19 protein-coding genes are annotated in these 26,366 nt (G+C 73.2%); 9 read left to right on the forward strand and 10 right to left on the reverse strand.

Annotated elements, in window-relative coordinates:
• Positions 1-84: 84 nt before the first annotated feature.
• On the forward strand, positions 85-1,542 hold the full coding sequence (locus AB0N90_RS32860) for a catalase (RefSeq protein WP_365202683.1): 1,458 nt from the start codon (positions 85-87) through the stop codon (positions 1,540-1,542).
• 308 nt (positions 1,543-1,850) lie between these two features.
• Here AB0N90_RS32860 and AB0N90_RS32865 read toward each other — a convergent pair whose 3' ends face one another.
• Complete coding sequence (locus tag AB0N90_RS32865) at positions 1,851-3,065, reverse strand: Shedu anti-phage system protein SduA domain-containing protein (RefSeq protein ID WP_365202685.1); 1,215 nt, start codon at positions 3,063-3,065, stop codon at positions 1,851-1,853.
• 72 nt (positions 3,066-3,137) lie between these two features.
• Here AB0N90_RS32865 and AB0N90_RS32870 point away from each other — a divergent pair, with 72 nt between their 5' ends.
• Positions 3,138-3,371, forward strand: coding sequence for a hypothetical protein (locus tag AB0N90_RS32870; protein ID WP_365202687.1), 234 nt, complete (start codon positions 3,138-3,140; stop codon positions 3,369-3,371).
• Between the two features lie 63 nt (positions 3,372-3,434).
• Here the strand turns inward: AB0N90_RS32870 and gcl are convergent, their stop codons facing one another.
• Positions 3,435-5,213: a glyoxylate carboligase gene (gene gcl, locus AB0N90_RS32875; protein ID WP_365202837.1), complete on the reverse strand. Its 1,779-nt coding sequence runs from the start codon at positions 5,211-5,213 to the stop codon at positions 3,435-3,437.
• 262 nt (positions 5,214-5,475) lie between these two features.
• Between gcl and AB0N90_RS32880 the strand changes: the two genes are divergently transcribed.
• Positions 5,476-6,288, forward strand: coding sequence for a hypothetical protein (locus AB0N90_RS32880; protein ID WP_365202688.1), 813 nt, complete (start codon positions 5,476-5,478; stop codon positions 6,286-6,288).
• 28 nt (positions 6,289-6,316) lie between these two features.
• On the opposite strand, the gene AB0N90_RS32885 is transcribed toward AB0N90_RS32880, so the two are convergent.
• Positions 6,317-7,948 (reverse strand): AMP-binding protein, encoded by a 1,632-nt coding sequence (locus AB0N90_RS32885; RefSeq protein WP_365202690.1) that lies wholly within the window; start codon positions 7,946-7,948, stop codon positions 6,317-6,319.
• On the reverse strand, positions 7,945-9,618 hold the full coding sequence (locus AB0N90_RS32890) for an AMP-binding protein (RefSeq protein WP_365202692.1): 1,674 nt from the start codon (positions 9,616-9,618) through the stop codon (positions 7,945-7,947). The genes AB0N90_RS32885 and AB0N90_RS32890 overlap by 4 nt, the downstream gene beginning before the upstream one ends.
• A gap of 61 nt (positions 9,619-9,679) precedes the next feature.
• Between AB0N90_RS32890 and AB0N90_RS32895 the strand changes: the two genes are divergently transcribed.
• From AB0N90_RS32895 to AB0N90_RS32905, 3 genes are all read left to right on the forward strand, one after another.
• Positions 9,680-10,633 carry a helix-turn-helix transcriptional regulator gene (locus AB0N90_RS32895; protein WP_361679062.1) on the forward strand — a complete coding sequence of 318 codons (954 nt, stop codon included), beginning with the start codon at positions 9,680-9,682 and terminating at the stop codon, positions 10,631-10,633.
• Positions 10,634-10,788: 155 nt separating this feature from the next.
• Positions 10,789-13,617 carry an AAA family ATPase gene (locus AB0N90_RS32900; RefSeq protein ID WP_361679065.1) on the forward strand — a complete coding sequence of 943 codons (2,829 nt, stop codon included), beginning with the start codon at positions 10,789-10,791 and terminating at the stop codon, positions 13,615-13,617.
• A 210-nt stretch (positions 13,618-13,827) separates the two neighbouring features.
• Entirely contained in the window at positions 13,828-14,619 is a 792-nt protein-coding gene (locus AB0N90_RS32905) for a serine protease (RefSeq protein WP_365202693.1), read from the forward strand.
• A 112-nt stretch (positions 14,620-14,731) separates the two neighbouring features.
• Here AB0N90_RS32905 and AB0N90_RS32910 read toward each other — a convergent pair whose 3' ends face one another.
• Positions 14,732-15,511: an NAD(P)H-dependent oxidoreductase gene (locus AB0N90_RS32910; RefSeq protein WP_365202695.1), complete on the reverse strand. Its 780-nt coding sequence runs from the start codon at positions 15,509-15,511 to the stop codon at positions 14,732-14,734.
• A 138-nt stretch (positions 15,512-15,649) separates the two neighbouring features.
• Here AB0N90_RS32910 and AB0N90_RS32915 point away from each other — a divergent pair, with 138 nt between their 5' ends.
• Both AB0N90_RS32915 and AB0N90_RS32920 read left to right on the forward strand, forming a co-directional pair.
• Positions 15,650-16,486 carry a helix-turn-helix transcriptional regulator gene (locus tag AB0N90_RS32915; protein WP_365202697.1) on the forward strand — a complete coding sequence of 279 codons (837 nt, stop codon included), beginning with the start codon at positions 15,650-15,652 and terminating at the stop codon, positions 16,484-16,486.
• A 112-nt stretch (positions 16,487-16,598) separates the two neighbouring features.
• Complete coding sequence (locus AB0N90_RS32920; RefSeq protein ID WP_365202699.1) at positions 16,599-17,441, forward strand: patatin-like phospholipase family protein; 843 nt, start codon at positions 16,599-16,601, stop codon at positions 17,439-17,441.
• A gap of 26 nt (positions 17,442-17,467) precedes the next feature.
• Here AB0N90_RS32920 and AB0N90_RS32925 read toward each other — a convergent pair whose 3' ends face one another.
• Genes AB0N90_RS32925 through AB0N90_RS32945 form a run of 5 tightly spaced genes read right to left on the reverse strand, consistent with a single transcriptional unit; the run spans position 17,468 to position 25,430 of the window.
• Positions 17,468-18,697: an extracellular solute-binding protein gene (locus AB0N90_RS32925; protein WP_365202701.1), complete on the reverse strand. Its 1,230-nt coding sequence runs from the start codon at positions 18,695-18,697 to the stop codon at positions 17,468-17,470.
• A 38-nt stretch (positions 18,698-18,735) separates the two neighbouring features.
• The gene (locus AB0N90_RS32930; protein WP_365202703.1) at positions 18,736-19,734 is read right to left on the reverse strand and encodes a hypothetical protein; all 999 of its coding nucleotides are present in this window, start codon (positions 19,732-19,734) and stop codon (positions 18,736-18,738) included.
• Complete coding sequence (locus AB0N90_RS32935) at positions 19,731-21,227, reverse strand: VWA domain-containing protein (protein WP_365202704.1); 1,497 nt, start codon at positions 21,225-21,227, stop codon at positions 19,731-19,733. The genes AB0N90_RS32930 and AB0N90_RS32935 overlap by 4 nt, the downstream gene beginning before the upstream one ends.
• A gap of 31 nt (positions 21,228-21,258) precedes the next feature.
• Positions 21,259-23,508 carry a tetratricopeptide repeat protein gene (locus AB0N90_RS32940; RefSeq protein ID WP_365202706.1) on the reverse strand — a complete coding sequence of 750 codons (2,250 nt, stop codon included), beginning with the start codon at positions 23,506-23,508 and terminating at the stop codon, positions 21,259-21,261.
• The gene (locus AB0N90_RS32945; protein ID WP_365202707.1) at positions 23,505-25,430 is read right to left on the reverse strand and encodes a serine protease; all 1,926 of its coding nucleotides are present in this window, start codon (positions 25,428-25,430) and stop codon (positions 23,505-23,507) included. Before AB0N90_RS32945 ends, AB0N90_RS32940 begins: the two co-directional genes overlap by 4 nt.
• Positions 25,431-25,597: 167 nt before the next feature.
• Here AB0N90_RS32945 and AB0N90_RS32950 point away from each other — a divergent pair, with 167 nt between their 5' ends.
• Positions 25,598-26,365 (forward strand): polysaccharide deacetylase family protein, encoded by a 768-nt coding sequence (locus AB0N90_RS32950; protein WP_365202839.1) that lies wholly within the window; start codon positions 25,598-25,600, stop codon positions 26,363-26,365.
• Position 26,366: the final 1 nt, after the last annotated feature.

Below are 26,366 nucleotides of genomic sequence, written 5' to 3' on the forward strand. Positions count from 1 at the left end.
ACCCCACTTCTAGGCTCCACGCAGACTTCTAGGCTCCACAAAGCGGAAGACGATTTCCGCTGCCACCCGCATGGAAGGTCCACGATGTCGCAGCGCGTGCTCACGACAGAGTCCGGCGCCCCGGTCGCCGACAACCAGAACTCCGCCACCGCCGGCGTCGGCGGCCCGCTCCTGCTCCAGGACCAGCACCTCCTGGAGAAGCTCGCGCGCTTCAACCGCGAGCGGATCCCGGAGCGGGTGGTGCACGCCCGGGGCTCCGGCGCGTACGGCCACTTCGAGGTGACCGACGATGTCACCGCGTACACCCACGCCGCCTTCCTCGGCGAGATCGGCAAGCGCACCGAGGTGTTCGCGCGGTTCTCCACGGTCGCGGACAATCTCGGCGGCGCGGACGCGGTGCGCGACCCGCGCGGCTTCGCGCTCAAGTTCTACACCGAGGAGGGAAATTACGACCTCGTCGGCAACAACACCCCGGTGTTCTTCATCAAGGACCCGCTGAAGTTCCCCGACTTCATCCACTCGCAGAAGCGGGACCCGTTCAGCGGCAAGCAGGAGCCGGACAACGTCTGGGACTTCTGGGCGCACGCCCCCGAGGCCACGCACCAGGTGACCTGGCTGATGGGCGACCGCGGCATCCCGGCGTCGTACCGGCACATGAACGGCTACGGCTCGCACACCTACCAGTGGACGAACGCCGCCGGAGAGGCCTTCTTCGTCAAGTACCACTTCAAGACGAACCAGGGCATCCGCTGCCTGTCCACCGAACAGGCGCAGGAGCTGGCGGGCAAGGACCCCAACTCCCACCAGACGGACCTGCTCCAGGCGATCGAGCGGGGCGTGCACCCCTCCTGGACGCTGTACGCGCAGATCATGCCGGCGGCGGACGCGGCGGAGTACCGCTTCAACCCGTTCGACCTGACGAAGGTCTGGCCGCACCGGGACCACCCGCTGCAGCGGGTGGGCCGCCTGGTCCTGGACCGCAACCCGGACAACGTCTTCGCCGAGGTCGAGCAGGCCGCGTTCTCCCCGAACAACTTCGTCCCCGGCATCGGTCCCTCGGCGGACAAGATGCTCCAGGGCCGGCTGTTCGCCTACGCGGACGCCCACCGGTACCGCCTGGGCGTCAACCACACCCAGCTCGCCGTGAACGCGCCCCGGGCCACGACCGCGGACAACTACGGGCGCGACGGTCTGATGGCGGCCAACTCCCAGGGCCGGTACGCCAAGAACTACGAGCCGAACTCCTACGACGGCCCCGCCGAGACCGGCCGGCCGCTCGCGGCGCCGCTGCCCGTCACCGGCCACACCGGCACCCATGCCGCGCCGCAGCACACCAAGGACGACGACTTCTACCAGGCGGGCGAGCTGTACCGGCTGATGTCCGAGGAGGAGAAGCGGCGCCTGGTCGCGAACATCGCCGGGGGCCTCGCCCAGGTCTCCCGCGACGATGTGATCGAGAAGAACCTCGCGCACTTCCACGCGGCGGACCCGGAGTACGGCAGGCGGGTGCGGGAGGCGGTCGAGGCCCTGCGCGAGGACTGAGGGCATCGATCGATCAGCAGGCGGCGTGCGGGGTCTGACGGGAGGTCATGCCCGCGCACGCGGCCCGCGCCGCACCGGACGGCCCGGTTTGAGGGGTGGCCGTCCGGGGCGGACGCGGGCAGGGCGAGGACCGCGGCGGCGTGCGAGCCAGTGCGGTGGTCAAGGTGCGGGGCCTCTTCTCGACCAGAGTGAAGAGCCCCCGTCACCCTCACACCCCCGCGGTCCCACCCACCCCCACCCCGTCCGGCGGCGCGACCTATCTGTCGCGCCCGGCGCCGCGCCGCCGGACGGCACCACCAGGACGCTCCCTACGCCGGTCCGACGCCCGCGGCGAGGGAGCGTTCGGCGTTGTCCACGAGTTCCTTGTAGGTGAGGACCTCCACGCGGGTGACATGCGCGTTGAAGGTCCGCAGCGTCTCGGCGACCTCCTCCTCCGGCACATCGGCGTGCAGGGCGGGGTGGCCGACGAGCACGAGGGCGCCGGCGCGGCGGGTCTCGATGCCGAACTCGGCACGGATCCGGGCCCGGTTCTCGTCCAGCCCGACGAGATAGTTGACGGCCTGCCCGACGGCTTCGTGCACGGCGTCGGCGGGCACCCAGGCGTTGCGGTGCCGCTTGATCAGGGGCCTCTTGAGCCCCATGGACCGCTTCAGCTCCACGATGTGCAGGGCGCCGTCCGCGCGTATCAGCGGGATGTCCATCTCGTCACCGGGCACCAGCCGCCGGGCGGCCTCACCGATGTACCGGCCGCCGAAGATCCAGTGATTCCCTTGCAGGGCGCGTTGCAGGTCCGCCTCGGTGGCGGTGGTGTCGTCCACGACGGTCCGCAGCGCCTGGAGACCCGCGGTACGGCGCTGGAGTTCGGCGGCCTGGAGGATCAGCCGCCCGTCGTGGTCGGCGGCGAGCAGCGCGAGGGCCTCCGGCGAGGTGGCGAGGCGACGGGCCTCCGCCGCGGGATCCTCGATGTCGATCCGGTCGCTGCGCAGCAGGCGCTCCAGCCACAGGGAGATCTCCGCCGTGCCGCGCGGGATGACATAGCGTCCCGGTCGGTCGTCCGGGGCCCGGAGAAAGCCCGTGTCGGCGCGTTGGGCCTTGAAGTGGCTCAGCATGTCTTCCGTGCTCGCGCCGGGGTGTTCCCTCAGGTAGGTCTCGCCCGCCGCGATCATCCACTCGTGCGCGGCCCGCAGGGAGGACGCCACGAAATCGCGGTTGCGGACCTTGCGCGCCCCGTCCCGGTGGACCCGGTACAGCTCATCGAGATCAGGCCGGAGGATCCGGCCCTCGGCGTAGTCCAGGGAGTCCTGCAGCAGCCGTACGACACGCCACTCCCCCACCTCCGCCGCCGTTCCCCGGGCGGCCTTGAGCAGCCGTACGAGTTCCTTTCCCCCTCTGCGCCTGCCGCCGGGGCCGCTGTGCATATGGGTGAAGACGGCGCTCAGCGCGAACCGCACCGCCGGCGCCGCCGTCTCCTTCCCCACCACACGGAGCTGCGTCTCCAGGGCCATATCACTGCGTGTCGCCATGCGCGCAAGTGTGCCCGCCGGGTCTGACAATCCCGGCGTGCGGGAACACCGCGGGAGTCGCACGCTGGCGGTATGGGACATCCGACACCGCACCCCCACATCGTCGTCCACGCCCCCGCCCTGGACGGCTCCCGGCGGGTCACCGAGGGGGAGGTGACGCTGGGGCTTGCGTCGCACCTGGACGATGTCGTGGAGATCCTTCGACTGGCCGATCTGGACCGGGTCGAGGTGGAGGAGGACGACCTCATCGAGTGGCAGGGCGGCGGGCCCGAGGACTGGCCGGGGCTCTCGGAGCACGAGGTGTAGGAGCGCGCACGGAAGAAGGGGCGGCCCGTCCACCGGACGGGCCGCCCCTTCTCGCGGGCCGTGTCAGCCCTTCGCCGCGCCGATCGCCGTCGGCGCGTGGGACGGCTCGGTGGCGAGGGGTTCGAACTCGGTGACGTCGCTGATGTCCATCGTGCGGCTCATCGAGATGTTGGTGACCCGCTCCAGGATCGCCTCGACCACGACCGGCACCCGGTACCGCGCGGCCAGCTTCTTCGCCTCCTCGAAGGCGGGGCCCAGCCGGTCCGGCTCGGTGACCCGCAGGGCCTTGCAGCCCAGGCCCTCGGCGACCTTGACGTGGTCCACGCCGTAGACACCGATCTCAGGAGTGTTGATGTTCTCAAACTCCAGATTGACCTGGAAGTCGATGTCCAGGCCGAGCTGCGCCTGGCGGATCAGGCCCAGATAGGCGTTGTTGACCAGGACGTGCACATAGGGGATGCGGTGCTGGGCGGCGACCGCCAGTTCCTCGATCAGGAACTGGAAGTCGTAGTCGCCGGACAGCGCGACCACCGCCGCGTCCGGATCCGCCTTGGCGACGCCGATCGCGGCCGGGATCGTCCAGCCGAGCGGTCCCGCCTGGCCGCAGTTGATCCAGTGCCGGGGCTGGTAGACGTGCAGCATCTGCGCGCCGGCGATCTGGGAGAGGCCGATCGTGGTGACGTACCGCGTCTCGGGCCCGAAGGCGCGGTTCATCTCCTCGTACACCCGCTGCGGCTTCATCGGCACGTCGTCGAAGTGGGTACGGCGCAGCAGCGTGGCCTTGCGCTCCTGGCAGGAGGAGATCCAGTCCGCGCGGTCGGGCAGCCGGCCCGCCGCCTTCAGCTCCCGCGCCACCTGGACGAACAGCTCCAGCGCGGCCCGCGCGTCGGACACCACGCCGTAGTCGGGCGGGAAGATCCGGCCGATCTGGGTGGGCTCGATGTCCACGTGCACGAAGGTGCGGCCCTCGCGGTAGACGTCCAGCTTGTAGCCGGTGTGCCGGTTCGCCCAGCGGTTGCCGACGCCGAGGACGAAGTCGGACTCCAGGAAGGTGGCGTTGCCGTAGCGGTGCGCGGTCTGCACGCCCACCATGCCCGCGTTCAGCTCATGGTCGTCGGGCAGTGCGCCCCAGCCCATCAGGGTCGGGATGACGGGGGTGCCGGTCAGCTCGGCGAACTCGGTCAGCAGCGCGCACGCGTCCGCGCCGATGACACCGCCGCCCGCCACGAGGACGGGCCGCTCGGCGGCGAGCAGGTACGACATCGCCTTCTCGATCTGCGCGCGGGTCGCGGCCGGCTTGTACACCGGCAGCGGCTCGTACGTCTCCGGGTCGAACTCGATCTCCGTGAGCTGGACGTCGATCGGCAGGTCGATCAGGACCGGGCCCGGCCGGCCGGAGCGCATCAGATGGAACGCCTGCTGGAAGACGCCGGGGACCTGGGCCGCCTCCAGCACGGTCACCGCCATCTTGGTCACCGGGCCCGCGATCGCGGCGATGTCGACGGCCTGGAAGTCCTCCTTGTGGATCACATGGGTGGGCGCCTGCCCGGTGATGCACAGGATCGGGATCGAGTCGCCGGACGCCGAGTACAGGCCGGTGATCATGTCGGTGCCGGCCGGTCCCGACGTGCCGACGCACACACCGATGTTGCCGGGCCGCGCGCGGGTGTAGCCCTCGGCCATGTGCGAGGCGCCCTCGACATGGCGGGCGAGGGTGTGCTGGATGCCGCCGCCCTCCTTGAGGGCCTTGTAGAACGGGTTGATCGCGGCGCCCGGCACTCCGAAGGCGTCACTGACGCCCTCAGCTTTGAGGATCTCAACTGCCGCGCGGGCAGCGGTCATACGAGCCATCGAGTACTCCTGCCTCGGTGTCGGATGCGTACTCCCGGCGCGCCCCGCGGTGAGCACTGATTCCAGATGATTCCGATAATTCCGTATGGTGGAATTTAGTTTCTACTATCTGGAAGCAATGTAGGGGTGAGTAGGGGCCTCGTCAAGAGACACAAAGACACCGGCAAGTGGCGCGGGAATGCCGGACAAACGCGGTACGGCGGGAGCACCATGGGAGCGCTGTCCCGAGGTGTCGTGCGAGAGTGAGTGGGCCATGCCCGAGAGCGTGTCGGTGCGCTGTCCGGCCTGTCGGCGGGAGCATGTCTACACCGCCCCGGCGTATCCCTGCGCCTGCGGAACCCCGGCCGCCCCGCGGCTGGACCGGGTCGCCGCGCCGGTGGTGGCAGGGCACCGGTCCTGGGCGGACGAGTGGATCGACGCCGCGTGCGCCGTCTGCGGGCGGCTCAACCACTGGCCACGCCCGGAACTGGGCTGCTCCTGCGGCACGGTGCTGCGGATCCCCATCCTGGAGACGGACCCCGGCCCGGACCCGGCGGCGGCCCGCACCGCGCCGGCCCCCGCGCACCCCGAGGCCGGTGCCGCCCCCGCCGAGGCTTCCGCCGCCCGCGCCGAGCCCCGTGCCGCCCGGCCGGATTCCCCCGACGCCGCCGCGCCCCGCCGCGCCTTCCAGCCGCACGCCGTGCGCACCGCCCGGGACGCCGTCACCGCGACCGCGCTGTATCTGCGCTGGCTCGGGTACGGGGACATCCGGCGCGCCGACCAGCGGCCGGTGCACGGCATCGGGCTGGCGGCCCGGGGGCTGCTCGCCCAGGTGGATCCGACGGTACGGCCCGCCGCGCCCCGGGACGTGGAGTGCCTGTGGCTGACCGCGATGACGGAGTCCGCCGACTGCGTCTACTTCTCCCTCGCCGGGTACAGCGACGCCGCCCGCACCTGCGCGGACTCGCTCGGCGTACCCCTGTTCGTCCTCGACCTCGCGGGCGTCCCGCAGCCGGTGAACGACCCCGCGGACGCCCTGAACGCCGACGGCGCCCCGGAAGCGGGGCGCCGCGCACGACGGGGCTGATCTGGCCCGAAGGACAGGGACCGACGACTCAGTCCCGGTACCGCTCCCGCAGTTCGATCTTCCGCACCTTCCCCGACACCGTCATCGGGAAGGCGTCGAGGATGCTGAGCCTGCTCGGCACCTTGTAGTGCGCGAGCCGCCCCCGGCAGAAGGCGTGCAGCTCCTCCAGGGTCAGCGGGTCCCCCTCGTCGTGCGGGATCACGCAGGCCAGCACCTCCTCGCCGTACTTCTCGTCCGGCACCCCGACGACCTGTACGTCCCTGATCTTCGGGTGGGCGTAGAGGAACTCCTCGATCTCGCGCGGGTAGATGTTCTCGCCACCCCGGATGATCATGTCCTTGATGCGGCCGACGATCTCCACGTACCCGTCCTCGCGCATCATCGCGAGGTCCCCGGTGTGCATCCAGCGGCCCGCGTCGATGACCTCGGCGCTCTTCTCGGGCTCGTCCCAGTAGCCGAGCATCACGCTGTAGCCGCGGGTGCACAACTCGCCGGTCCTGCCACGCGGTTGGGTGACTCCGGTGGCCGGGTCGACGACCTTGACCTCCAGGTGGGGCAGGACGCGGCCGACGGTGGCGGTGCGGTGCTCCAGGTCGTCGTCGGTGCGGGTCTGCAGGGACACCGGCGAGGTCTCGGTCATGCCGTAGCAGATGGCGACCTCGGCCATGTGCATCTCGGCGACGACCCGCTTCATCACCTCCACCGGACAGGGCGAGCCCGCCATGATGCCGGTGCGCAGGGTGGAGAGGTCGTACGACGCGAAGTCCGGCAGGTTCAGCTCGGCGATGAACATGGTCGGAACGCCGTACAGGGAGGTGCACCGCTCCCGCTGCACCGCCTCCAGGCTGGCCCTCGGCTCGAAGGACGGGGCCGGGATCACCATGCAGGCACCGTGCGAGGTGGCCGCCAGGTTGGCCATCACCATGCCGAAGCAGTGGTAGAAGGGAACCGGGATGCAGATCCGGTCCTGCTCCGAGTACTTGACCAACTCCCCCACGAAGTAGCCGTTGTTGAGGATGTTGTGGTGGGAGAGGGTGGCGCCCTTGGGGAAGCCGGTGGTGCCCGAGGTGTACTGGATGTTGATCGGGTCGTCGCAGGACAACTCCGCCTCGCGCGCGGCCAGTTCACCCCGGTCGCCGGCCTCGCCGCGCGCGGTGAACGCCGCCCAGCCGGGGTCCCCGAGGTAGACCACCTCGCGCAGCTCGTGGCAGTCCCCGCGGACCTCCTCGACCATGGCGCGGTAGTCGCTGCTCTTGTGGCTGAGGGAGGCGAACAGCAGCCGTACGCCCGCCTGGCGCAGGACGAACCGCACCTCGTGGGTGCGGTAGGCCGGGTTGATGTTGACCATGACGGCGCCGACGCGTGCGGTGGCGTACTGCACCAGCACCCACTCGGCGCGGTTGACCGCCCAGATGCCCACCCGGTCGCCCTTGGCGATGCCGCTCGCCAGCAGCGCGCGGGCGAGCCGGTCCACATCGGCGTCGAAGGCGGCGTACGTCCAGCGGCGCCCGGCCGCCACGTCGACCAGGGCCTCGCGATCTGGCCAGGTCGCCGCCGTCCGGGCGAGGTTGGCGCCGATGGTCTCGCCGAGCAGCGCGGTGGTGCCCGTCCCGTGGGCGTACGACAGCCCCGGGGCGCTCGCCGGAAGTTGCTCGCTCACCGGAAGTCCTCCTCGCGGTACTCGTCCGCCGAGCCCTGTGCGGTGGCCTCGCGCAGCTCGATGCGGCGGATCTTGCCGGAGACGGTCTTGGGCAGCGCGCCGAACTCCAGGCGGCGGACGCGCTTGTAGGGGGCGAGCGCTTGGCGGGAGTGCTCGAAGATCACCTTGGCGGTGTCGGGTCCCGGCTCATAGCCCTCGGCGAGGACGATGTACGCCTTGGGCACCGCGAGCCGCAGCTCGTCCGGGGCGGGCACCACGGCGGCCTCGGCCACCGCCGGGTGCTCCAGCAGCGCGCTCTCCAGCTCGAAGGGGCTGATCTTGTAGTCGGACGCCTTGAAGACGTCGTCGGCGCGGCCGATGTAGGTGAGGTAGCCGTCCTCGTCGCGGGCCGCGATGTCGCCGGTGCGGTAGTAGCCGCCCGCCATGGCCTCGGCGGTGCGGTCCGGGTCGCCGTGGTAGCCGGCCATCAGGCCGATGGGCGGCTCGGCGAGGTCGAGCGCGATCTCGCCCTCGGCGGCGCCGGGCGCGCCGGTGACCGGGTCGAGGAGCTCCACCTTGTAGCCGGGGCTGGGACGGCCCATGGAGCCGGTCTTCAGCCGCTGGCCGGGGGCGTTGGAGACCTGGACGGCGGTCTCGGTCTGCCCGAAGCCGTCCCGGATCGTCAACCCCCAGGCGCGGCGCACCTGTTCGATGACCTCGGGATTGAGCGGCTCGCCCGCGGCCACCACCTCGCGTGGCGGCGTGCGCAGTTGGCCGAGGTCGGCTTGGATGAGCATGCGCCACACGGTCGGTGGGGCGCAGAAGGTGGTGACCCCGGCGCGGTCCATCTCGGCCATCAGCCGACCCGCGTCGAACCTCGTGTAGTTGAAGATGAAGACGGTCGCCTCGGCGTTCCACGGGGCGAACAGGTTGGACCAGGCGTGCTTGGCCCAGCCGGGCGAGGAGATGTTCAGATGGACGTCGCCGGGCTTCAGGCCGACCCAGTACATGGTCGCCAAGTGGCCGATGGGGTACGAGACATGGGTGTGCTCGACCAGCTTGGGGCGGGCGGTGGTGCCCGAGGTGAAGTACAGCATCAGCGGGTCGTCGGAGAGGGTGGGCCCGTCGGCCGTGAAGCCGGCGGGGGCGTCGTAGGCGTCCTCGTACGCAAGCCAGTCCGGCTCCGGTGTGCCGCCGACCGCGATCCGGGTGTAGGCGCCGGGCACCTCGGCGAACTTGGCGGTGTCCTCGGCCCGCACCAGCACATGCCGGACCCGGCCGCGCTCGACGCGGTCGCACAGGTCGGCGGGGCCGAGCAGCGGGGTGGCCGGGATGACGACCGCGCGCAGCTTCATCGCGGCCAGCATGACCTCCCACAGCTCGGCCTGGTTGCCGAGCATGACGAGGACGCGGTCCTCGGCGCCGACGCCCCGCGCGCGCAGCCAGTTCGCGATCCGGTCGGAGCGCTCGGACAGCTCGGCGAAGGACAGCCGGGTCTCGCGGCCGTCCTCCTCCACGATGTGCAGCGCGGTGCGGTCGTTGCCGGCGGCGATCACGTCGAACCAGTCCAGCGCCCAGTTGAAGTGCTCCGGCCGGGGCCACGCGAACCCGTCGTAGGCGGTGGCATAGTCCTCGCGGTGTGCCAGCAGGAAGTCCCGCGCGTTCCTGAAGGCATCGGTCGCCGTCGTCATCCGTCGTCCTCCTATGTTCCCGACCATTGCCGGGCGGCTCCCCGGCATCGTCTAATCCGTGATGCAGGTCTCACTACCCCCGAACGGGGGTGTGGTCCCTGCGCGCACGGGGGTGTGGTCCGCACATCAGCCGCACCGAAGGAGCGATGAGGTGACAGCAGAGGCCGTGACGGTGGTGGAGATCCGCGGTGCGCTGCTCAGGCTGCGGCGCGCGACGGGGCTCCCGGTCGCCTTCGGCGGGCTGGTGGAGTCCGGCCGGCCGCAGGTGCGCATCAGCGAGCTGAGCGGCACGGCGACGGCCGCGCTGCGCTCCCTCGCGGTGAGCTCGGGCAGCGGGCTTGGCGGCAAGGCGGTGGCACTGGCCCGGCCGTGCGCGGTGACGGACTACTCCAGCTCCCGGCACATCAGCCATGAGTACGACATCCCGGTGGCCGCCGAGGGCATCCGCTCGGTGCTCGCGGTCCCGGTGGTGGTACGGCGCCGGGTGCGCGGGGTGCTGTACGGCGCGCTGCGTTCGGCCCAGCCGCTCGGTGACCGGGCGCTCGGCGCGGCCGTCGCGGTGGCGCGGGATGTGGAGCAGACGCTGATACTGCGGGACGAGGCGTGGGAGCTGCTGACGGCGGGCCGGGGCCTCCTCGGGGACGCGGGGGCGCGGGCGCCCGGCGGTCCCGAGACCGGGGCCGGTACGGGCGCCTGGGAGCAGGTGCGGGAGGCGCACGCGGCGCTGCGGGCGCTCGCGCCCCGGATCACCGATCCGGCCCTGCGCGCCGATCTGCTGGCCGCCTGCGGGCTGCTGACGGCGCCGCGGCCGGCCGGCGGACCGGCGCTGGCGCCGCGCGAACTGGACGTGCTGTCCTGGGTGGCGGCGGGCGCGACCAATGCCGCGGTGGCCGAGCGGCTGGGGTTGCGCCCGGAGACGGTCAAGGGGTATCTGCGTTCAGCGATGCGGAAGTTGGGCGCACACACGCGGGGGGAGGCGGTGACCGCGGCACGCCGGGCGGGGTTGCTCCCGTAACCCCCCGAGACATGAAGGAAACCTTCCCATTCATGCGCGGATGCTTTGAATTTCCTCATGCTTGACCGTTTGTTATTTCCCTCACCACGGCTTCCGTCCGTGTTTCAAGGATCGTTGCCTAGAATTTGGTCCGGACACGACATACGAGGGGAGCGGTGACCGTGCGACGGGACTTCCAGGAGTCTGCCCGATGCCGCTCGGACCTGGTCATCGGCCGCGAGGACGTGTGCGCCGCCGCCCGCGCCCAACTCGCCTCCGGCGGCAGTGTGCTGCTCCACGGACCGGCCGGAATTGGGAAATCGACCATCCTGCGGGCATTGGCCGAGGAATACGCCTCGACCGCGCACATCGTCCTGCGCTGCTCGGCGACCGAGTCCGAATCCCACCTTCCGTTCCTCGCTCTCGCCGACCTCCTCGGCCTGGTCCTGGACGACGTCTGCCCGCAGCTGCCCGCCGCCCAGCGCACCGCGCTGGAATCGGCGCTCACCGGCCGCGGCGAGTCCACCCTCCAGCGCGACGGTCTCGCCCTGCGCCTCGCGGTGCTGTCCGCGCTGCGCGCGCTCGCCGCCCGCGGCCCGGTCCTGATCGTCGCGGACGACCTCCAGTGGCTGGATCCCGCCAGCGCCGAACTGCTCGGCTTCGCGGCCCGCCGGCTCGGCGGCACCCCGGTCCAACTCCTGTGCGCCGTACGGACGGAGGGCCAGGACAGCCAGGAGTACGACCGCCATCTGCGGTCCTGCCCCCCGGACACCCTCGCCGTGCGGCTCGGGCCGCTCTCGCACGCCCGGATCGCCGAGCTGCTCGGCCACCGCGGCCACGCGGCGCTGCCCCGCTCCACGGTCCGCGAGGTGCACCGCACCAGCGGCGGCAACCCGCTGTTCGCGCTCGAACTGGGCCGCGCCCTCGCCGAGAGCCCCACCCCGCCCCGGCCCGGCGAGCCGCTGCCGGTGCCCACCTCGCTGCGCGCCCTGGTGCTCAGCCGCCTGGACATGCTGTCCGTTCAGGCCCGCCGCACCCTGCTGGTGGCCAGCGCCGGTGCCCGCCCCACCCCGGCGCTGCTGCACGCGGCGGGCCGCGAGAACGCCGAGGCGGAGTGCGCCCAGGCCGCCGAACTGGGGCTGCTGGCAACGGAGTCGGACGCACCCGCCGTACGCTTCGCGCATCCCCTCATCTCCGCCGCGCTGTACGCGGAGGCGCCCGCGCAGGAGCGGCGGGCCGCGCACGCGGCGCTGTCCACGGCCGCCTCCGACCCCATCGAGCGGGCCCGGCACCTCGCCCTCGCCACCACCGGCGCCGACCCGGAGGTCGCCGCCCGGCTCGCCGAGGCCGCCGCCCTCGCCCGGGACCGCGGCGCGCCCTCGGTCGCCGCCCAGCTGGGGCTGCTGGCCGCCCGGCACACCCCGGTGGACGGCGTGCCCAGCCCGGAGGAGCGCCGGCTGACCGCCGCCGAGGACGCCATCACCGCGGGCGAGGTGGACCTCGCCCGGGACATCGCCCGCGAGGTGCTCAAGCGGGCGAGCGTGCCCGCCGAACGGGTGCGCGCCTGGATCATCGTCATCGACACCGCGGGCCACACCATGGCCGAGGTCGACGCCCTCTTCCCGCAGGCCCTCGCGGACGCGGGCGACGACCCGCGGCTGCTCGCCCTGGTCCACTACCAGCTGGGCTGGCGGGCGCTGATCGTGGAGGGCGACTTCACCGCGGCCCGGGACGCCGCCGCGCACGCCGCCGAACTGGCCGCGCGCAGCAAGGACCGGCGCACCGAACTGCTCGCCCTCGCCTTCCAGGCGCAGACCGAGACCCTGATGGGCCATCCGGAGGCGCCCCGCACCATCAAGCGGGCGCTGCGCGAACCCCAGGACCCGCGCGTGGCCTGGCATCACAACGGGGCGGGCAGCGCCCGGTTCCGCTGGCTGGTCATGGGCGACCAGCTGGCCGAGGCGCGGGCCACCGTCACCGGGCTGCTGCGCGAGGTGCGCCGGCGCGGCTCGGTGGAGAGCGAGGTGCACTTCCTGCGCGGCCTCGCCGAGACCGAACTGCGCGCCGGGCACTGCGGCCGCGCCCTCGACCTCGCCCGGGACAGTCTCAAGCTGGCCCGGGACTCCGGGATCGGCGAGACCGCCTCGGCCATGCTCACCTCGCTCGCGGAGGCGTCCGGCGGGGACGTGGACCGGGCGCTCGCCCTCGCCCGGGAAGCGGTGGAGCACGCCGAGGAGGACGGCGACCAGATGTACCTCTCCCGGGCCCTGGGCGCCCTCGGGTACGCCCAGTTGGTGGCCGGGGACCCGGCGGGCACCGTGCGCTCGCTGCGCCGGGTGCGCAGCCTGGAACTGGGCCTCGGCATCACCGACCCGGCCCGCGGCCGCTGGCAGGGCGACCTCGCCGAGGCACTGGTGCGCATCGGTGAACCCGCCGAGGCGCAGGACGTCATCGACAGCGCGCGGGAGCACGCGCTGCGGCTCGGCCGGGAGAGCGTCCTCGCCGTACTCGACCGCTCCGAGGCGCTGGTGCGGGCCGCGCAGGGCGCGGGCGAGGCGGCGCTGGACCGGCTGAGATCGGCTCAGGACCGGCTCGGCAAGCTGGGCTACGGCCTGGAGGAGGCGCGCGCCGCGTTCGCGCTGGCCCGGCTGCGCGGCCGGCGCCCCGGGCCCGCCGCCTACGACGAGGCGACCCGGATGTTCCGCCGCTGCCGGGCGCTGCCCTGGCTGCGCCAGGTGGACGAGGCGCTCACCACCCTCGACGCGGAACCCGCGCGGACCGTGCCCGCCGCCCTGGACGCGCTCGACGTACTGGACGTACTGGCCGCGATGGAGCGTCAGGTGGCCGCGCTGGTCATGGAGGGCGCCACCAACCGGGAGATAGCGGCGCGGCTGTTCATCAGCGTCAAGACGGTCGAGGCCACGCTCACCCGGGTCTACCGCAAGCTCGGGATCCGCTCGCGGGTCGACATCGTCCGATTGGCCGCAGGTCGGCGCGCGCACTGAGCACGGCGCCTGTTAACTGAGCCGGACCGAGGGTTTTCCCTCACCCGACCCCCCTAGGGGGTTCCCTCATTGGGAGCCGAAGCTTCCGGGACCTAGCGTAATGGGCGTACCGCTCGCCCGGGTACAGGGGGTCGGACCCACCCCCCACCACCGTGCACAACCCCCCTACCCGTGCGAACCCCCACCGGTGCAACCCCACTGAGGAGACTCATGTTCGGGCCCACACGTGCCAGACGCACCGCCGCGATCCTGGTGGCCACCGCCGCCGCCGCGACGACCGCGCTGCTCGCCTCCCCCACGGCGAGCGCGGCTCCCCAGCCCATTGTCGGCGGTACGACGACCACCACCACGGCGTACCCGTTCGTCATGCAGATCACGGACGCGTCCGGCAGTCAGTTCTGCGGCGGCACCCTGGTGTCCGCCACCAAGGTGGTCACGGCCGCGCACTGCATGGCCGGCGAGACCCCCTCCAGTGTCCGCGTCGTCGGCGGCCGTACCAAGCTCAACGGCAGCGACGGCACGGTGAGCAAGGTCAGCAAGATCTGGGTGAACCCGGACTACTCGGACGCCACCAACGGCGACGACGTGTCCGTGCTGACCCTGTCGACGTCGATGCCGTACCAGCCGGTGTCGTACGTCTCCTCCTCCCAGACGGGGGTGTACGCGGCCGGTACCACGGCGCGGGTCCTCGGCTGGGGCACGACTTCGGAGAACGGCAGCTCCTCCAACCAGCTGCGGACCGCGACCGTACCGCTCGTGTCCGACGCCAGTTGCCGTTCCTCCTACGGTTCGGACTATGTGCAGTCCGACATGGTGTGCGCCGGGCTCAGTTCCGGCGGCGTAGACACCTGCCAGGGCGACAGCGGCGGTCCCCTGCTCATCGGGGGCGTCCTGGCAGGGATCACTTCTTGGGGCGAGGGGTGCGCGGAGGCGGGCTACCCGGGTGTCTACACCCGGCTGGCCACCTTCGCGGACCAGGTCACCGCACAGGTGAACTCGTGACCCGGAAGAACTCCCGAGTACCCCTCGGGTAAGGCCAGGGGGGCGTTGCGAGCGACCACGAGCAGCCCGCAGCGCCCCCCTTTCCACGTCCGGCGCCCCCCCTCGCGCGGCGCTACTCGGCGAGGTGCAGGGCGAATCCGGTGCGGCCCGGCTTCTCCAGTCCCGCGCGCAGCCGGACCACCGGGATCTCGTAGTCCCCGCCGTTCTGGGTGCGGTAGGGGACGGGCTCGGTCTCCTCCAGGGACAGCAGCCGCTCGCGCCACCGCTCGGCCGCCGCCGCGAAGCCCTCGGCTGACATCCGCCCCGCCCGGTACAGGACGAAGGGCGGGAGCACGGTCATGCCGGGGTGGAAGAGGATGCCGTGCTGGATCGGGAACAGCAGGTCGTCGATCGGGCCGTTGATGCCGCGGTCCGAGTAGTGGCCCTCGGGGCCGCCGACCGTCAACGACAGCATGGCGCGCTTGCCCTGCAGGGCGCCCTCGCCGAAGCGGTCGCCGTACCGGGTGTCGCTGTGCTCGCCCACGCCGTAGCCGAAGCCGTAGGTGAAGACGCGGTCCACCCAGCCCTTGAGGATCGCGGGCATCGTGTACCACCACAGCGGGAACTGGAGGATCACGGTGTCGGCCCACCGCAGCTTCTCCTGTTCCGCGCGGATGTCGGCGGCGAGCGCGCCGCTCTCGTAGGCGCGTCCGGAGTCGGGTACGACGGCCAGCGGGTCGGAGGCCGCGGGGCCGAAGTCGGCGGCGTCGACGGCGGCCTTCCAGCGCATCGCGTACAGATCGCTGACCCGGACCTCGTGGCCCGCGCCGGTCAGCGTCTCTACGGCGATGTCGGTGAGCGCGCCGTTCAGCGACCGGCGCTCGGGATGGGCGTGCACGATGAAGACCTTCATATCCGCTCCTCGGATCGTCGGGGAACCGATCCTCGCGGGATCCGGCGGCGCGGTTCAGGGGCGCCCATTCCCCAGGTCCGCCCTTCCTGGTACCGGCAGGGCCACCCAACGGGCTTGTCCGGCACGGATACTGGAGCGATGGACGATCTCGCGGACTTTCTGCGCACACGTCGGGCCCGGGTCCGCCCGGAGTCCGTCGGCCTGCACGCCGACACCCGCCGCCGGGTGAGCGGGCTGCGGCGCGAGGAGGTCGCCCAGCTGTCGGGGGTGAGCGTCGACTACTACGTCCGCCTTGAGCAGGGTCGGGCCCGCCGGCCCTCGGCCCAGGTGCTCGACGCGCTCGCGGGCGCCCTCGATCTGGACGACGTGGAACGCGAGCATCTGCACCGGCTCGCCAACCGGCCCGGACGGCCGCGACGGCGGCCGTCGGTCGCCCGGCCGCGGCCCGAACTGCTGCGCGTGCTGGACCTCGTGGCCGACGCGCCCGCGTTCCTCATCGACCACCGGATGACGGTGCTGGCCGCGAACCGGCTCGCCGATCTGCTCTACGGCCGCACCGTCGAGGGGCTGAACATCGCCCGGCACATCTTCCTGGCCGAGGAGGGGCGCGAGCTGTTCGCCGACTGGGAGGACTGCACCCTGGACTCCGTGGGCCATCTGCGGCTGGCCGCGGGCCGCTGCCCCGACGATCCCGAACTGGCGGCCCTCATCGGTGAACTCGCCATGCACAGCGCGCGTTTCCGTCAGCTGTGGGCGCGCGCCGACGTCCGTACCCGCACCCACGGCCGCAAGGTCTACCGGCACCCCTCGGTCGGCCGCCTGGAGCTGCACCAGGAGAACTTCGTGCTGCCGGACTGCGCGGGCACGGAGCTGATCGTGCAGTCGGCCGCGCCCGGCAGCGCCGGCCACGACAGTCTGCGGCTGCTGGCCGCGCTCGGCGCCACCGGTGACCCGGTCGCGGCGGACACCGTCTGATCCTTCCAGGGCCTTTACCCGGCGGGGACCTTGGACGGGGGCGGCGGAGGGAAGGGTTCCTCCTGCGGCCGGCGATGCCGGTGCGCCGTCGAAGACTGCTGAAGGAGCTGAGATGACCGAGGCGTTGGTGCTGGGTGGCGGCGGTGTGGGCGGGATCGCCTGGATGACCGGGCTGCTCGCGGGGCTCGCCGATGCCGGGCAGGACGTCACCGGGGCCGGGTTGCTGGTGGGCACCTCCGCGGGCGCGACCGTCGCGGCCCAACTGGGCAGCGGGCTCGGCGTGGAGAAGCTGTTCGCACGGCAGGTGGAGCCCTCGTTGCAGGCCACCGAGATCATGGCCGAGATGGACATCGAGAGGTTCGCCGCGGAGATCGGGGTCACGATGGCCACGGCGTCCTCGGCGGCGGAGCTGCGCGGCGCGGTCGGCCGGGTGGCGCTGGCCGCGCGGACGGTCGGCGAGCCGGAGCGGCTCGCGGTGATCGAGTCCCGGCTGCCCGAACACGGCTGGCCGCAGCGGGCGTTGCGGGTGGTCGCGGTCGACGCCGAGACCGGTGACACCCGGGTCTTCGACCGCGACTCGGGCGTCTCGCTGGTCGACGCGGTCGCCGCCAGCTGTGCCGTTCCGGGGGTGTGGCCGCCGGTGACGATCGCCGGGCGCCGCTACATCGACGGCGGTATCCGCTCCGTCGCCAACGTCGACCTCGCCGCGGGCGCCGCCCGGGTCCTGGTCCTCGTCCCGCTGGGCCCCGTCGAGCCCCTGCCGAGCGACCACGCGCTGGACGACACGGTCGCCGCGCTGCGCGCCGAGGGCGCCGAGGTCCTCGTCATCGGCCCCGACGACGCCTCGACCGACGCGATCGGCGCCAACCCGCTGGACCCGGTGACCCGCGAACCGGCGGCGCGGGCGGGCCGCGAGCAGGGGCGGAAGCTGAAGCTGGAGTGGACGAAGGGCTGACCTGAGGCCTCCACCCGGCCCGCGGGTCAGGGCACTTGGTCGCACACCGACGGCAGCCAGGTCTGTCCCGGCGCCGACCTCAGCGTGTCCAGCGTGGTGAGCAGGGAGGTGAGACGGGCCGGGTGGGCCAGGTAGCCGATCACGGCTTCGGCGAAGGCGTCGCGGACGGTGGGCGGCATGGCGTCGGAGGCGTCGAAGCAGTGCGTGGCGGCCGGGGAGAGCAGGGTCGAGGCGAGCGTCCGGTGCCAGGTGGGGCCGGTGGCGGTGGGCGGGGCCCCGGTGTCGACGGAGAACGCCGACTCGGCGTCCGCCAAGGCGCGTTGGGCGGACGGGGAGGACAGATAGCGGATCAGCCGCTTCGCCTGCGGGGTGGCGTGCAGCAGGGCGACCAGATCGCCGGAGACCTCCCAGGAGTCCTTGGCGGTGGCGCCCGGGATGAGGTCGGCCGAGGGGGCGTAGCGGCCGTCGGCCTGCTTCCAGGCGGTGGACTGGGTGCGGATGAAGGACGCCTGGTGTTCGAGCGTGCAGCCCCGGGGGGTAGCGGTCACCGGTGCGGACGCCTCGGCGTAGCCCGTCTTCAGGGTGCGGCGCAGCAGCTTCTCCGATGTGCCCGCGCCCATCAGGCGGCCCCAGGTCGTCCAGGCCTGCCGCACCTCGGGCGAGCGCCAGGACAGCTTGCCGCTCGCCCACGACTGGTAGAGGCGGGGCCCCTGTTGCTGGAGCAGGATGTCCTCGATCCAGTCCGTGCCGGGCCAGCCGCTGGTCGCGCCGGAGCCCATCCCCACGCACCACTGCGCCGGATCGTCCCGGGCCGCGCGGCGCTGCTTCTCGCCGGTCCCCGCCGGGTACCAGACGATGCTCTTGAGGTCGGCCTTGAGCGGGAACCAGTACACATGCCCGTCCGCGAGCGGCGTCGCCCAGGACGTGCCGAAGTCCGCCCGGGGGATGAGCCCGTCGAGCGGCTGGAGCTGCTTGTGGCCCGCGTAGTCCGCGAGTTCACCGGGACCGGTGAGCACCACCACGTCCGGCGGTGTCCCGGCCTCGACGTCGGCGCCGAGCACCTGGCTCTCGGCCGAGCTGCCCTGGTAGTCCACGCGCACGTGGTACGTCCGCTCGAACGGCCCGATCACCGCGCGGCGCAGGTTCGCCTCGTCGCGGCCCGTCCAGTTCGCCAGCAGGGTGACGGTCGGCTCCCGGCCGACGGCGCGGGCGCCCAGCACGACGGCCGCCGCCAGCAGGACGAGGCAGCTCGCCACCACGGTGACCGTCCGGGCGCGGCCTCGCGGTCGCCCGCTCACCGGGGCCTGAACCGGTACTCGTCGATGTGCCGCCGCAGCCCCGTCTCGGCCAGTGCCATGACCAGGATGCCTCCGATCAGGATCCACCCGGCGGCCGCGGCGCGCAGCCCGGTGTCCGCCAGGTACGCGGCGGTCGCCCGCCCCGCGTGGTTGAGTTCCCGCCCGGACAGCGGGCGGTCGAGCAGCCGCCGGGTGTCCGCCATCCCCGTGTGCGTCCACACCGTGAACAGCAGCGTGACGGCGAGCCCGGCCGCGAGCAGCGCGAGCGCGCCGAGCAGGCCCCGGTTGTAGCGGCGCCGGAAGCGGCGGCGCAGGAACAGCTGGGTCTCCAGCAGACAGCAGACCAGCGCGAGCGCGAGCAGCAGGGTCACGGCCCAGCCGCACCACAGCAGCGGCCCGAAGGAGGTCTGCCGGTGCACGGCCGCGCGCCGCTGCGCCTGGAGGACCTTCAGCCGGGGCAGTATCCCGGAGCCCGGGTCGGACAGGATGCTCGTCGCGTAGCTGAGGTACGCCTCGCGCAACACGCCCCCGGTGGGCTGCTGTTGGGCCTGTTGCACCTTGACCGCGTAGACGGTGATCAGCGCGGCCACGGTCTGGAGCGCCTGCCGTGCCGACGGTCCCCCGGCATCGTCGCCCGCGGCGGCCGCGACGCTCTGCGCGGCGACCGAGATCTGCTTCTGGAAGTCGCTGGTGGGGGTCGCCGCACCGGCGTCCGCCGCGGCCTGTCCGAGGGCGTACAGGGCGGTGTCGAGGGAGAGCACCGCCGGGGCGCTGGAGGTGCGCAGCGGATCGGCGTCGCCGTGCACGCCCTCGTACGACAGGAAGAGGGAGAGCGTCAGCAGCGCCGCCAGGGCGAGCAGCAGGCGGTGGCGGACGGCCAGATCGTGGGCGGTCGTACTGCCGCCCGGCCGCTCCCCCGGCGCCCGCCGGCCGCCCCGGCCGCCCTGCGGAGCGGGTATGCCGCCGTCGCGGACGGCGCCGGTGCCCGCGCTCATGCCGACGGCCCGTTCAGACGGCGGCCGCACTCGCCGCCGCAGTACACGGAGTCGGCCGGGCCGAGCCAGCCGCACCCCGGGCACTCCACGAGGGCGTCGGCGGCCGGGGGGACGCCGGGGCCGGACGGCGGTACCGCGGCCGGATGGCGGGGCGGGGTGGTCATGGCGCTGGAGAGGATCAGATGCTGCCAGTCGACGTCCTTCAGACCGGTACGGATCCGGCCGCCGCCCGGGGTGTCCTCGATCCGGCGCAGCGCGTCGAGGAGTTGGGGGTCGCCGAGTTCGCCCGCCAGGTGCAGGGCGCGGGCGAGTTCGCGGTCCGCGCCGGCGCGGCCGTCACTGCCGCGCAGCCAGGCCCGGTAGGCGTGGGCGACGGCGGCGCTCGCCTGCTGGTACAGCTCCTGCCGGTGCACCCCGGGGTGGCGCCGGGAGGCGTCCAGCGGGCTGTCGGTCCAGCGCACCAGGACGGGGCGGGGCCGTGGCAGCCGTACCGGATGCCCGAAGTCGGGTACGACGACCTCGACGGCGGCCAGCTGGAGGTCCTCGCCGCGTTCCCGGCCGGTCGGATCGGCGGCCAGCACCACCTGGAAGTGCCGTACCTCCTCGCCCCAGGCGCGGGTGATGTACTCGGTGCCGCGACCGGTGCCCTCGGCGGGCAGGAGTTCCTGTTCGCCGGGGACGACCTGTTTCACCTGGCGGATGAGGGTGCCTGGGGTGGGGGTGAGCCTGATGCGCAGTTCGGGGACCGCCGTGCCGAGCAGTCCTGTCACCAACTCCTCGTAGGAGCCCGTCAGTTCGGCCTCCTCGCGGACGGCTCCGGCGCGGCCGTGCAGCCGTCGGGTGATGCGCAGCAGCAGTTCGGCGTCCCAGTCCTCGCCGATGCCCCAGGCGTCGCAGACGAAGCGGCCCTCGCAGGCGTCCAGCGCGGTCTCCAGGGTCATGGCGGCCCGGTGGTCGTGCTCGTTGCGGCCGTCGGTGAGCAGCAGGACGTGCTTGACCGGCGCGGGGTGGTCCTTCAGCAGCCTGCGGGCGAGGTCGAGCCAGGTCCCGATGGCGGTACCGCCGTCGGCGTCGAGGATGCGTACGGCCCGTACGGCGGCGGCGCGTTCGCCCGGTCCGGCGACGGCGAGCCCCGGCTGGTCGGGTCCCGGGTGGACGACGGCGGCGTGGAAGTGGCCGGAGAGCACGGCGAAGGCGGTGCCCTCGGGCAGCAGTCGTACGGCGGCCGCGGTGGCGTCCTTGGCCGCGTGCAGCTTGGCGGGCGGGAAGCGCATGGAGCGGGAGGTGTCCACGATCAGCACCTCGGCGAGCGCGGGCCCGCCGCCCGGCACCCGTCCCCCGGCGAGCCCGGCACCGCCGTGGCCGCGCACCCCGATCTCCAGAATGGCGTGCATCTCCCGTTCCACGCCCTCCCCTTGGGTGTAGGGCTCGGCGGGCAGGTCCTTCTCCTGGCCGACCTCCAGCGTCACCTCGATCTGTTCGGCCACGGTCATCGGTGTCTCTGCGCGGGGGTCATGGGCGTCCTCAGAAGGTGGTCGACGGCCTTACGGAGTGGGCCAGATCGAGCAGCCGCCCGTGTTCCGGGGCGGTGCGGGCCTGGGCGGCCAGCCGGCGGAAGGAGTGTTCGAGGAGGGTGCGCAGGCCGCGCTCGCCGCCGGGGCCCAGGAGGTTCCCGGACGGCCAGGCCGCGGCGCCGCCGCCCAGCGTGTTCTCGCGGACCTCGGCGACCAGCCGGGCCCGGGACTCGCCGTCCTCGGCGCCGCCGTCCAGGCGCAGTTCGGGCAGCCGCCGGACCGCGTCGGCCAGATCGGCGGGGGTGGGCGGCAGCCCGCCGATGACACCGGCGCGGATGCGGACGGCGGCGACCCGGGCGGCGTCGTGGTGGCGGGAGGTGGCCGGTACGTCGTCCAGGACGCGGACGGCGGCGTCCCGGTCGCCGCCGGCCAGATGGCCGCGCGCGAGCCCGAAGGCGGCGGCGGTGTGCGCGCTGTCCCGTTTCCACACGGCCTCGTAGAAGCGCATGGCCCGTGCGGTGCGGGCGCCGTGCTCGGCGCAGTGGCCGAGGGCGAGCTTGGGCACGTACTCGCCGGGCAGCGCCCGGTACACGGCCTCGAACCGGGCGCCGGCCGGCTCGACCTCGCCCTTGCCGAGGTGCAGGACGCCCCGGTGCCAGGCGATCCGCCAGTCATGGGCGGCGGCGCGCTCGCCGAGCTGGGTCTCGGCCTCGGTGAGCCAGTCGGCGGCCGCGTCCCGGTCGCCGCCCCTGAGATAGGCGCGGCACAGCCACAGCGCGGTCTCCGGGGTGCCGAGGCGGGAGTCGCGGGGCCACTGCCGGGCCACCTGGTCGGGGGCGTCGGGCGAGAAGGTGTCCAGGACCAGGGCGGCGCCGTCGGCGGGATCGGGGACCGGTTCCGGCAGGGCGCCCGCGACCTCGGCGGGCGAGGGCGGGGACACGTCCAGCCCGGCCGGGCGCTCGCCGGTGCGGGCGGTCCAGTGGTCCAGGGCGGGGATGGCGCCGAGCCCGGCGTCGAGGCTGGCACCGGTGGCGCGGAACCGGGTGGAGCTCTCCGGCAGCTGCTCGCCGAACTGGAGCGAGCGGAACTCCCGCAGGACCTCCCAGAGTTGGCGGGACATCTCGGCGGCCGACCGGAACCGGGCGCGGGGTTCGGGATGCGTGGCGCGGTCGACGAGCCGCCGGAAGGAGTCGTGCGCGAGCCCGCGGGCCGGTTCGGTGTCGCGGGCCAGGGCCTGCAGGGTCATGCCGACGGTGTAGAGGTCGCTGTCGACGTGCCAGCCGCGCCGGTCGATCTCCGCCTTCGGCGGCGCGAATGTCGCCGTGTACACATACGCGGACGCCCGGTCGCCGATCGCGCGGACCGCGCCGAGGTCGATGACCTTCACGGCCCGCCCGAAGTGGATGACGTTGGCGGGCTTCATGTCGCAGTAGAGCAGGCCCCGTTCGTGCATGTACTCCAGCGCGCCGAGGATCTTGCAGCCGTAGCTGAGGACATGGTCGAGGCGGGGGCGGCCGTGGAAGACGCGCGCGTTGTCGTCGGCATCGGCGTCGAAGAGCTGTTGCAGGGAGCGGCCGCCGATGTAGTCCATGACCAGGTAGCCGGTGGACGTCCCGCCGGGGGGCCGGTGATCGGCGTAGGTGATGATCCGCACGATGTCCGGGTGGTGCAGCTCGGTGAGGGAACGGCGCTCCTCGACCGCGGTACGGCGGGCGAGGGCGCCGCCCGCGTCGATCTGGCTCTTGAGGACGACGCGGTGGCCCTCGGCGCGGGTGTCCTCGGCGAGATGGATCCAGCCGAGGCCGCCGCGCGCGAGGCAGCCGAGGACCCGGTAGTGCCCGGCGACCAGGTCGCCCCGGGCCAGTTGGGGCAGGAAGGAGTACGGCGTGCCGCAGCGGGGGCAGCGCCCGGTGGCGCGGGCGGGCTGACCGCCGTACCCCACGCCGATGAGCATGCCGCAGCCGTCCGTGCCGCAGCGGCGGCCCTCGGTGGGCGGGCGCGGGTCCTCGACCAGCAGGACGTCATCGGGTTCGGGCACCTCGGGCAGGACGACCAGTGCGTGCTGGTCGAGTTCGCCGACCCCGGCCACGGCGTGCACGGCCGGCGGTCCCGGGCTCTCCTCGACCACGGCGGGCGGCGGTGCGGCCGGGGTGCCGCGTGCTTCGCCGCGCGGCTCGATGTGCCGGTGCCCGCAGGTGTCGCAGTAGCCGGTCCCCATGATGCGGCCCGCGCAGCCGGGGCGGACACAGGAGGTCGTCATGATCCGCGCTCCTCACGGGAGTCGGTGGCGCTACGGCGGGGAGGCGGGGGGTGCTCGGGGGCGCGGGCGTGTCCGCGGGGCGGGGAGGGGGGCGCGGGTGAACGGGCCGGGGGCTCGGGCGGGCGGGCGGCGGGCTCGCCACCGGAGCCCCCGTCGCGCGGGCTGCCGCCACCCGGACTTAACTCGCTCGCACCGGAGTCGACCGCGTCGCCCGGCTCGGCGCCGCTCTTCTCCCCGCCCGGCCCCCGCGGCCCGGCCGCCTCCGCGCAGAACCCGAGGAAGCGGTCCGCGGCGGCCTCCGCCCGTTCGATGTCGCAGGGTGTCTGCCGCAGCTGGATGAGCGCGGCCTCGTAGAGCCGGTAGGCCTCCAGCACCCGGTCGCCCCGCTCCTCGGCTCGGCGGCGGCACAGCGGCCACTGGGCGGTGACCCGGCCGCGGAGTTCCGCCCAGCGGCGCAGCCGGGTGTCGAGCAGGTCGAGGGCCGCTTCCAGGCGCCGGCCGCGGCGTTCGGCGGCGCCCTCGAAGGTGAACAGCAGGTCGGCGCGCCGGGGTTCGCGGTCCTGTGCCGAGCTGTGGGAGAGCCAGGCGCGCAGCATCAGGCTGCGGCCGAGGGCGGCCTCGGCCTGGTCCAGCAGCGGCTCGGCACCGGGCCCGGCGGTCACCCGGGCCCGGCGGGTGTCGAGCGCGGGCCCCAACTCATCGATGATGCGGTCGAGTTGAGCGCCGAGGCGGGACCAGCGCTCGCGCAGCGGCCGGTGCACCAGCAACTCGGCTGCCTGGGCGGCCCGGCCACCTGGGCGGCGGTGGACCAGCAGCAGCCGCGCCCCGTGCCGGGCGAGCCGGTCCAACAGGGCGAGCAGGGCGTCGGGTTCGGCGCTCCGGTCGACGCCGACCAGTACGGCGGCGAGCGGGACGCGCAGGGCGGTGAGCCGTTCGGGCCGGGGGTCGTCGCGGATGCCGAGGCGTTCGGCGATACGGTCCATGACCTGCGCCGCCGTCAACTCCCTTACGTCCAGCGCGAGATCATGCGCACCGGCCGGGGGCACGGTCTCGGGCGGGTCGTGGCTGAAGGCGCTGGTGTTGCGCCGGGTGCGCAGTTCGCGGTCCGCGAGGGTGACGGCCCGCTCCAGGGTGAAGGCGCGGTCGCCGCGGGCCGGTACGACGGTGACGAGCACCGGCCAGCCCTCGCCCCGGAACCATCCGGCGAGTTCGGTGGCGAAGGGCACGTCGAGGCGCCCGGCGCCGGGCGCCGCCCGGCCGCGCAGCCGGGGATCGACCGCCGAGGCGCCGTCGGTCCAGGCGGCGGCCTGCGGCAGATGACTGAGGATGGTCTCCGTGGGGCTCATCTGACTGAAGGCGGAGACCTGCCCCTCGTCCACGCTGAGCACGATCCCGATCACCTGGTCGGTGGCGTGGTCGACGACTCCGCCGCCGCTGAAGCCGGGAGCGGCCAGCTCGCCGGGGGTGAGCGGGCGCAGCTGCACCCGGCTGTCCCGGCCGCGGGCGGCGACCAGGGTGGCGCCGTGCCAGCGGCCGCCGTCGTCGCCGGCCGGGAAGCCGTACATGCTGACCGGCCCGTGCGGCGAGGCCGACCGGTAGAGCCGGGTGGTGTGTTCGGCGGGCAGGGGTTCCGCGAGGCGCAGCAGGGCGAGATCGCCGCTGCGATCGCCGAACGCGTCCTCCCGCTCCGGTACGTGTTCGTCCGGGCGGACGGTGGCGGTGACCGCGCCCTGTCCGGGCACGCCGACGAGTCGTACGGCATAGCGGGTGCCGGGGGTGACGACATGGCCCGCGGTGAGCACCCGGTCGGGGGCGAGCAGCACCCCGGCACCGAGCACCTCGCCGTCCGGTGCCTCGATGCGGGCGATCCATGCCGGCGTGCGTAAGCGGGACTTGACGGCTCGCTCCCCCGTGCGCGTCATGCTGCCGAGGCTACTCCCCGCACCGGCGCGGAACTACCGGTGTGCACGGGTGGGCCCATGTGAAGGTTCGTCCACATTCGAACAAAAGAACTATAAAATGTGTGTATAGTCCCGGCATGTTTCCTTCGATCGAGAAGACCCGTACGCCGGTGTCCGCGACAGACAAGATGCGGGAACGGCGCCGCGGGTTCCGTCCGGCCGCGCTCGTCTCGGCCGCCGTCGGCATGGCGCTGGCGCTGACCGGCTGCGCGCAGGTCGACACCACCTCGCCGAGCAGCGCGCGCAAGGAGGCCGTGCAGGGGGCGCCGGCGAGCTTCGGCGGCGTCGACTGCCGCAAGGCCAAGTGCATCGCGCTGACCTTCGACGCGGGCCCCAGCGAGAACTCCCCCAGGCTGCTGGACATCCTGAAGGAGAAGAAGGTCCACGCGACCTTCTTCCTGCTCGGCAAGCGGCACATCGAGAAGTACCCGCAGCTGGTCAAGCGGATGTCGGACGAGGGTCACGAGGTGGCCAGCCACACCTGGGACCACAAGATCCTCACGGACATATCCGACGACCAGGTGCGCGACGAGTTGCGGCGGCCGAACGACGCGATCGAGCGGATCACCGGGCACAAGCCCACGCTGATGCGCCCGCCGCAGGGCCGCACGGACGCCAACATCCACGAGATCTGCAAGAAGTTGGGGCTCGCCGAGGTCCTGTGGAGCGTCACCGCCAAGGACTACGCGACGACCGACTCGGCGCTCATCACCAAGCGCGTCCTCGACCAGGCCGACCGGGACGGGATCATCCTGCTGCACGACATCTACTCCGGCACCGTGCCCGCCGTGCCGGGCATCATCGACGCCCTCAAGAAGCGCGGGTACACCTTCGTGACGGTCCCCCAGCTCCTCGCCCCGGGCCGGGCCGAGCCGGGCAAGGTCTACCGGCCCTGAG

This window comes from Streptomyces sp. NPDC093018 (assembly GCF_040684035.1).
GTDB lineage: Bacteria > Actinomycetota > Actinomycetes > Streptomycetales > Streptomycetaceae > Streptomyces > Streptomyces murinus.

Excerpts from the sequence above, each read along its gene's own strand:
- AB0N90_RS32860 (WP_365202683.1), top strand. The coding sequence starts at position 85 with ATGTCGCAGCGCGTGCTCACGACAGAGTCCGGCGCCCCGGTCGCCGAC.
- AB0N90_RS32865 (WP_365202685.1), bottom strand. The coding sequence starts at position 3,065 with ATGGCGACACGCAGTGATATGGCCCTGGAGACGCAGCTCCGTGTGGTG.
- AB0N90_RS32870 (WP_365202687.1), top strand. The coding sequence starts at position 3,138 with ATGGGACATCCGACACCGCACCCCCACATCGTCGTCCACGCCCCCGCC.
- gcl (WP_365202837.1), bottom strand. The coding sequence starts at position 5,213 with ATGACCGCTGCCCGCGCGGCAGTTGAGATCCTCAAAGCTGAGGGCGTC.
- AB0N90_RS32880 (WP_365202688.1), top strand. The coding sequence starts at position 5,476 with ATGCCCGAGAGCGTGTCGGTGCGCTGTCCGGCCTGTCGGCGGGAGCAT.
- AB0N90_RS32890 (WP_365202692.1), bottom strand. The coding sequence starts at position 9,618 with ATGACGACGGCGACCGATGCCTTCAGGAACGCGCGGGACTTCCTGCTG.
- AB0N90_RS32895 (WP_361679062.1), top strand. The coding sequence starts at position 9,680 with ATGCAGGTCTCACTACCCCCGAACGGGGGTGTGGTCCCTGCGCGCACG.
- AB0N90_RS32905 (WP_365202693.1), top strand. The coding sequence starts at position 13,828 with ATGTTCGGGCCCACACGTGCCAGACGCACCGCCGCGATCCTGGTGGCC.
- AB0N90_RS32910 (WP_365202695.1), bottom strand. The coding sequence starts at position 15,511 with ATGAAGGTCTTCATCGTGCACGCCCATCCCGAGCGCCGGTCGCTGAAC.
- AB0N90_RS32915 (WP_365202697.1), top strand. The coding sequence starts at position 15,650 with ATGGACGATCTCGCGGACTTTCTGCGCACACGTCGGGCCCGGGTCCGC.
- AB0N90_RS32920 (WP_365202699.1), top strand. The coding sequence starts at position 16,599 with ATGACCGAGGCGTTGGTGCTGGGTGGCGGCGGTGTGGGCGGGATCGCC.
- AB0N90_RS32930 (WP_365202703.1), bottom strand. The coding sequence starts at position 19,734 with ATGAGCGCGGGCACCGGCGCCGTCCGCGACGGCGGCATACCCGCTCCG.
- AB0N90_RS32935 (WP_365202704.1), bottom strand. The coding sequence starts at position 21,227 with ATGACCGTGGCCGAACAGATCGAGGTGACGCTGGAGGTCGGCCAGGAG.
- AB0N90_RS32940 (WP_365202706.1), bottom strand. The coding sequence starts at position 23,508 with ATGACGACCTCCTGTGTCCGCCCCGGCTGCGCGGGCCGCATCATGGGG.
- AB0N90_RS32945 (WP_365202707.1), bottom strand. The coding sequence starts at position 25,430 with ATGACGCGCACGGGGGAGCGAGCCGTCAAGTCCCGCTTACGCACGCCG.
- AB0N90_RS32950 (WP_365202839.1), top strand. The coding sequence starts at position 25,598 with ATGCGGGAACGGCGCCGCGGGTTCCGTCCGGCCGCGCTCGTCTCGGCC.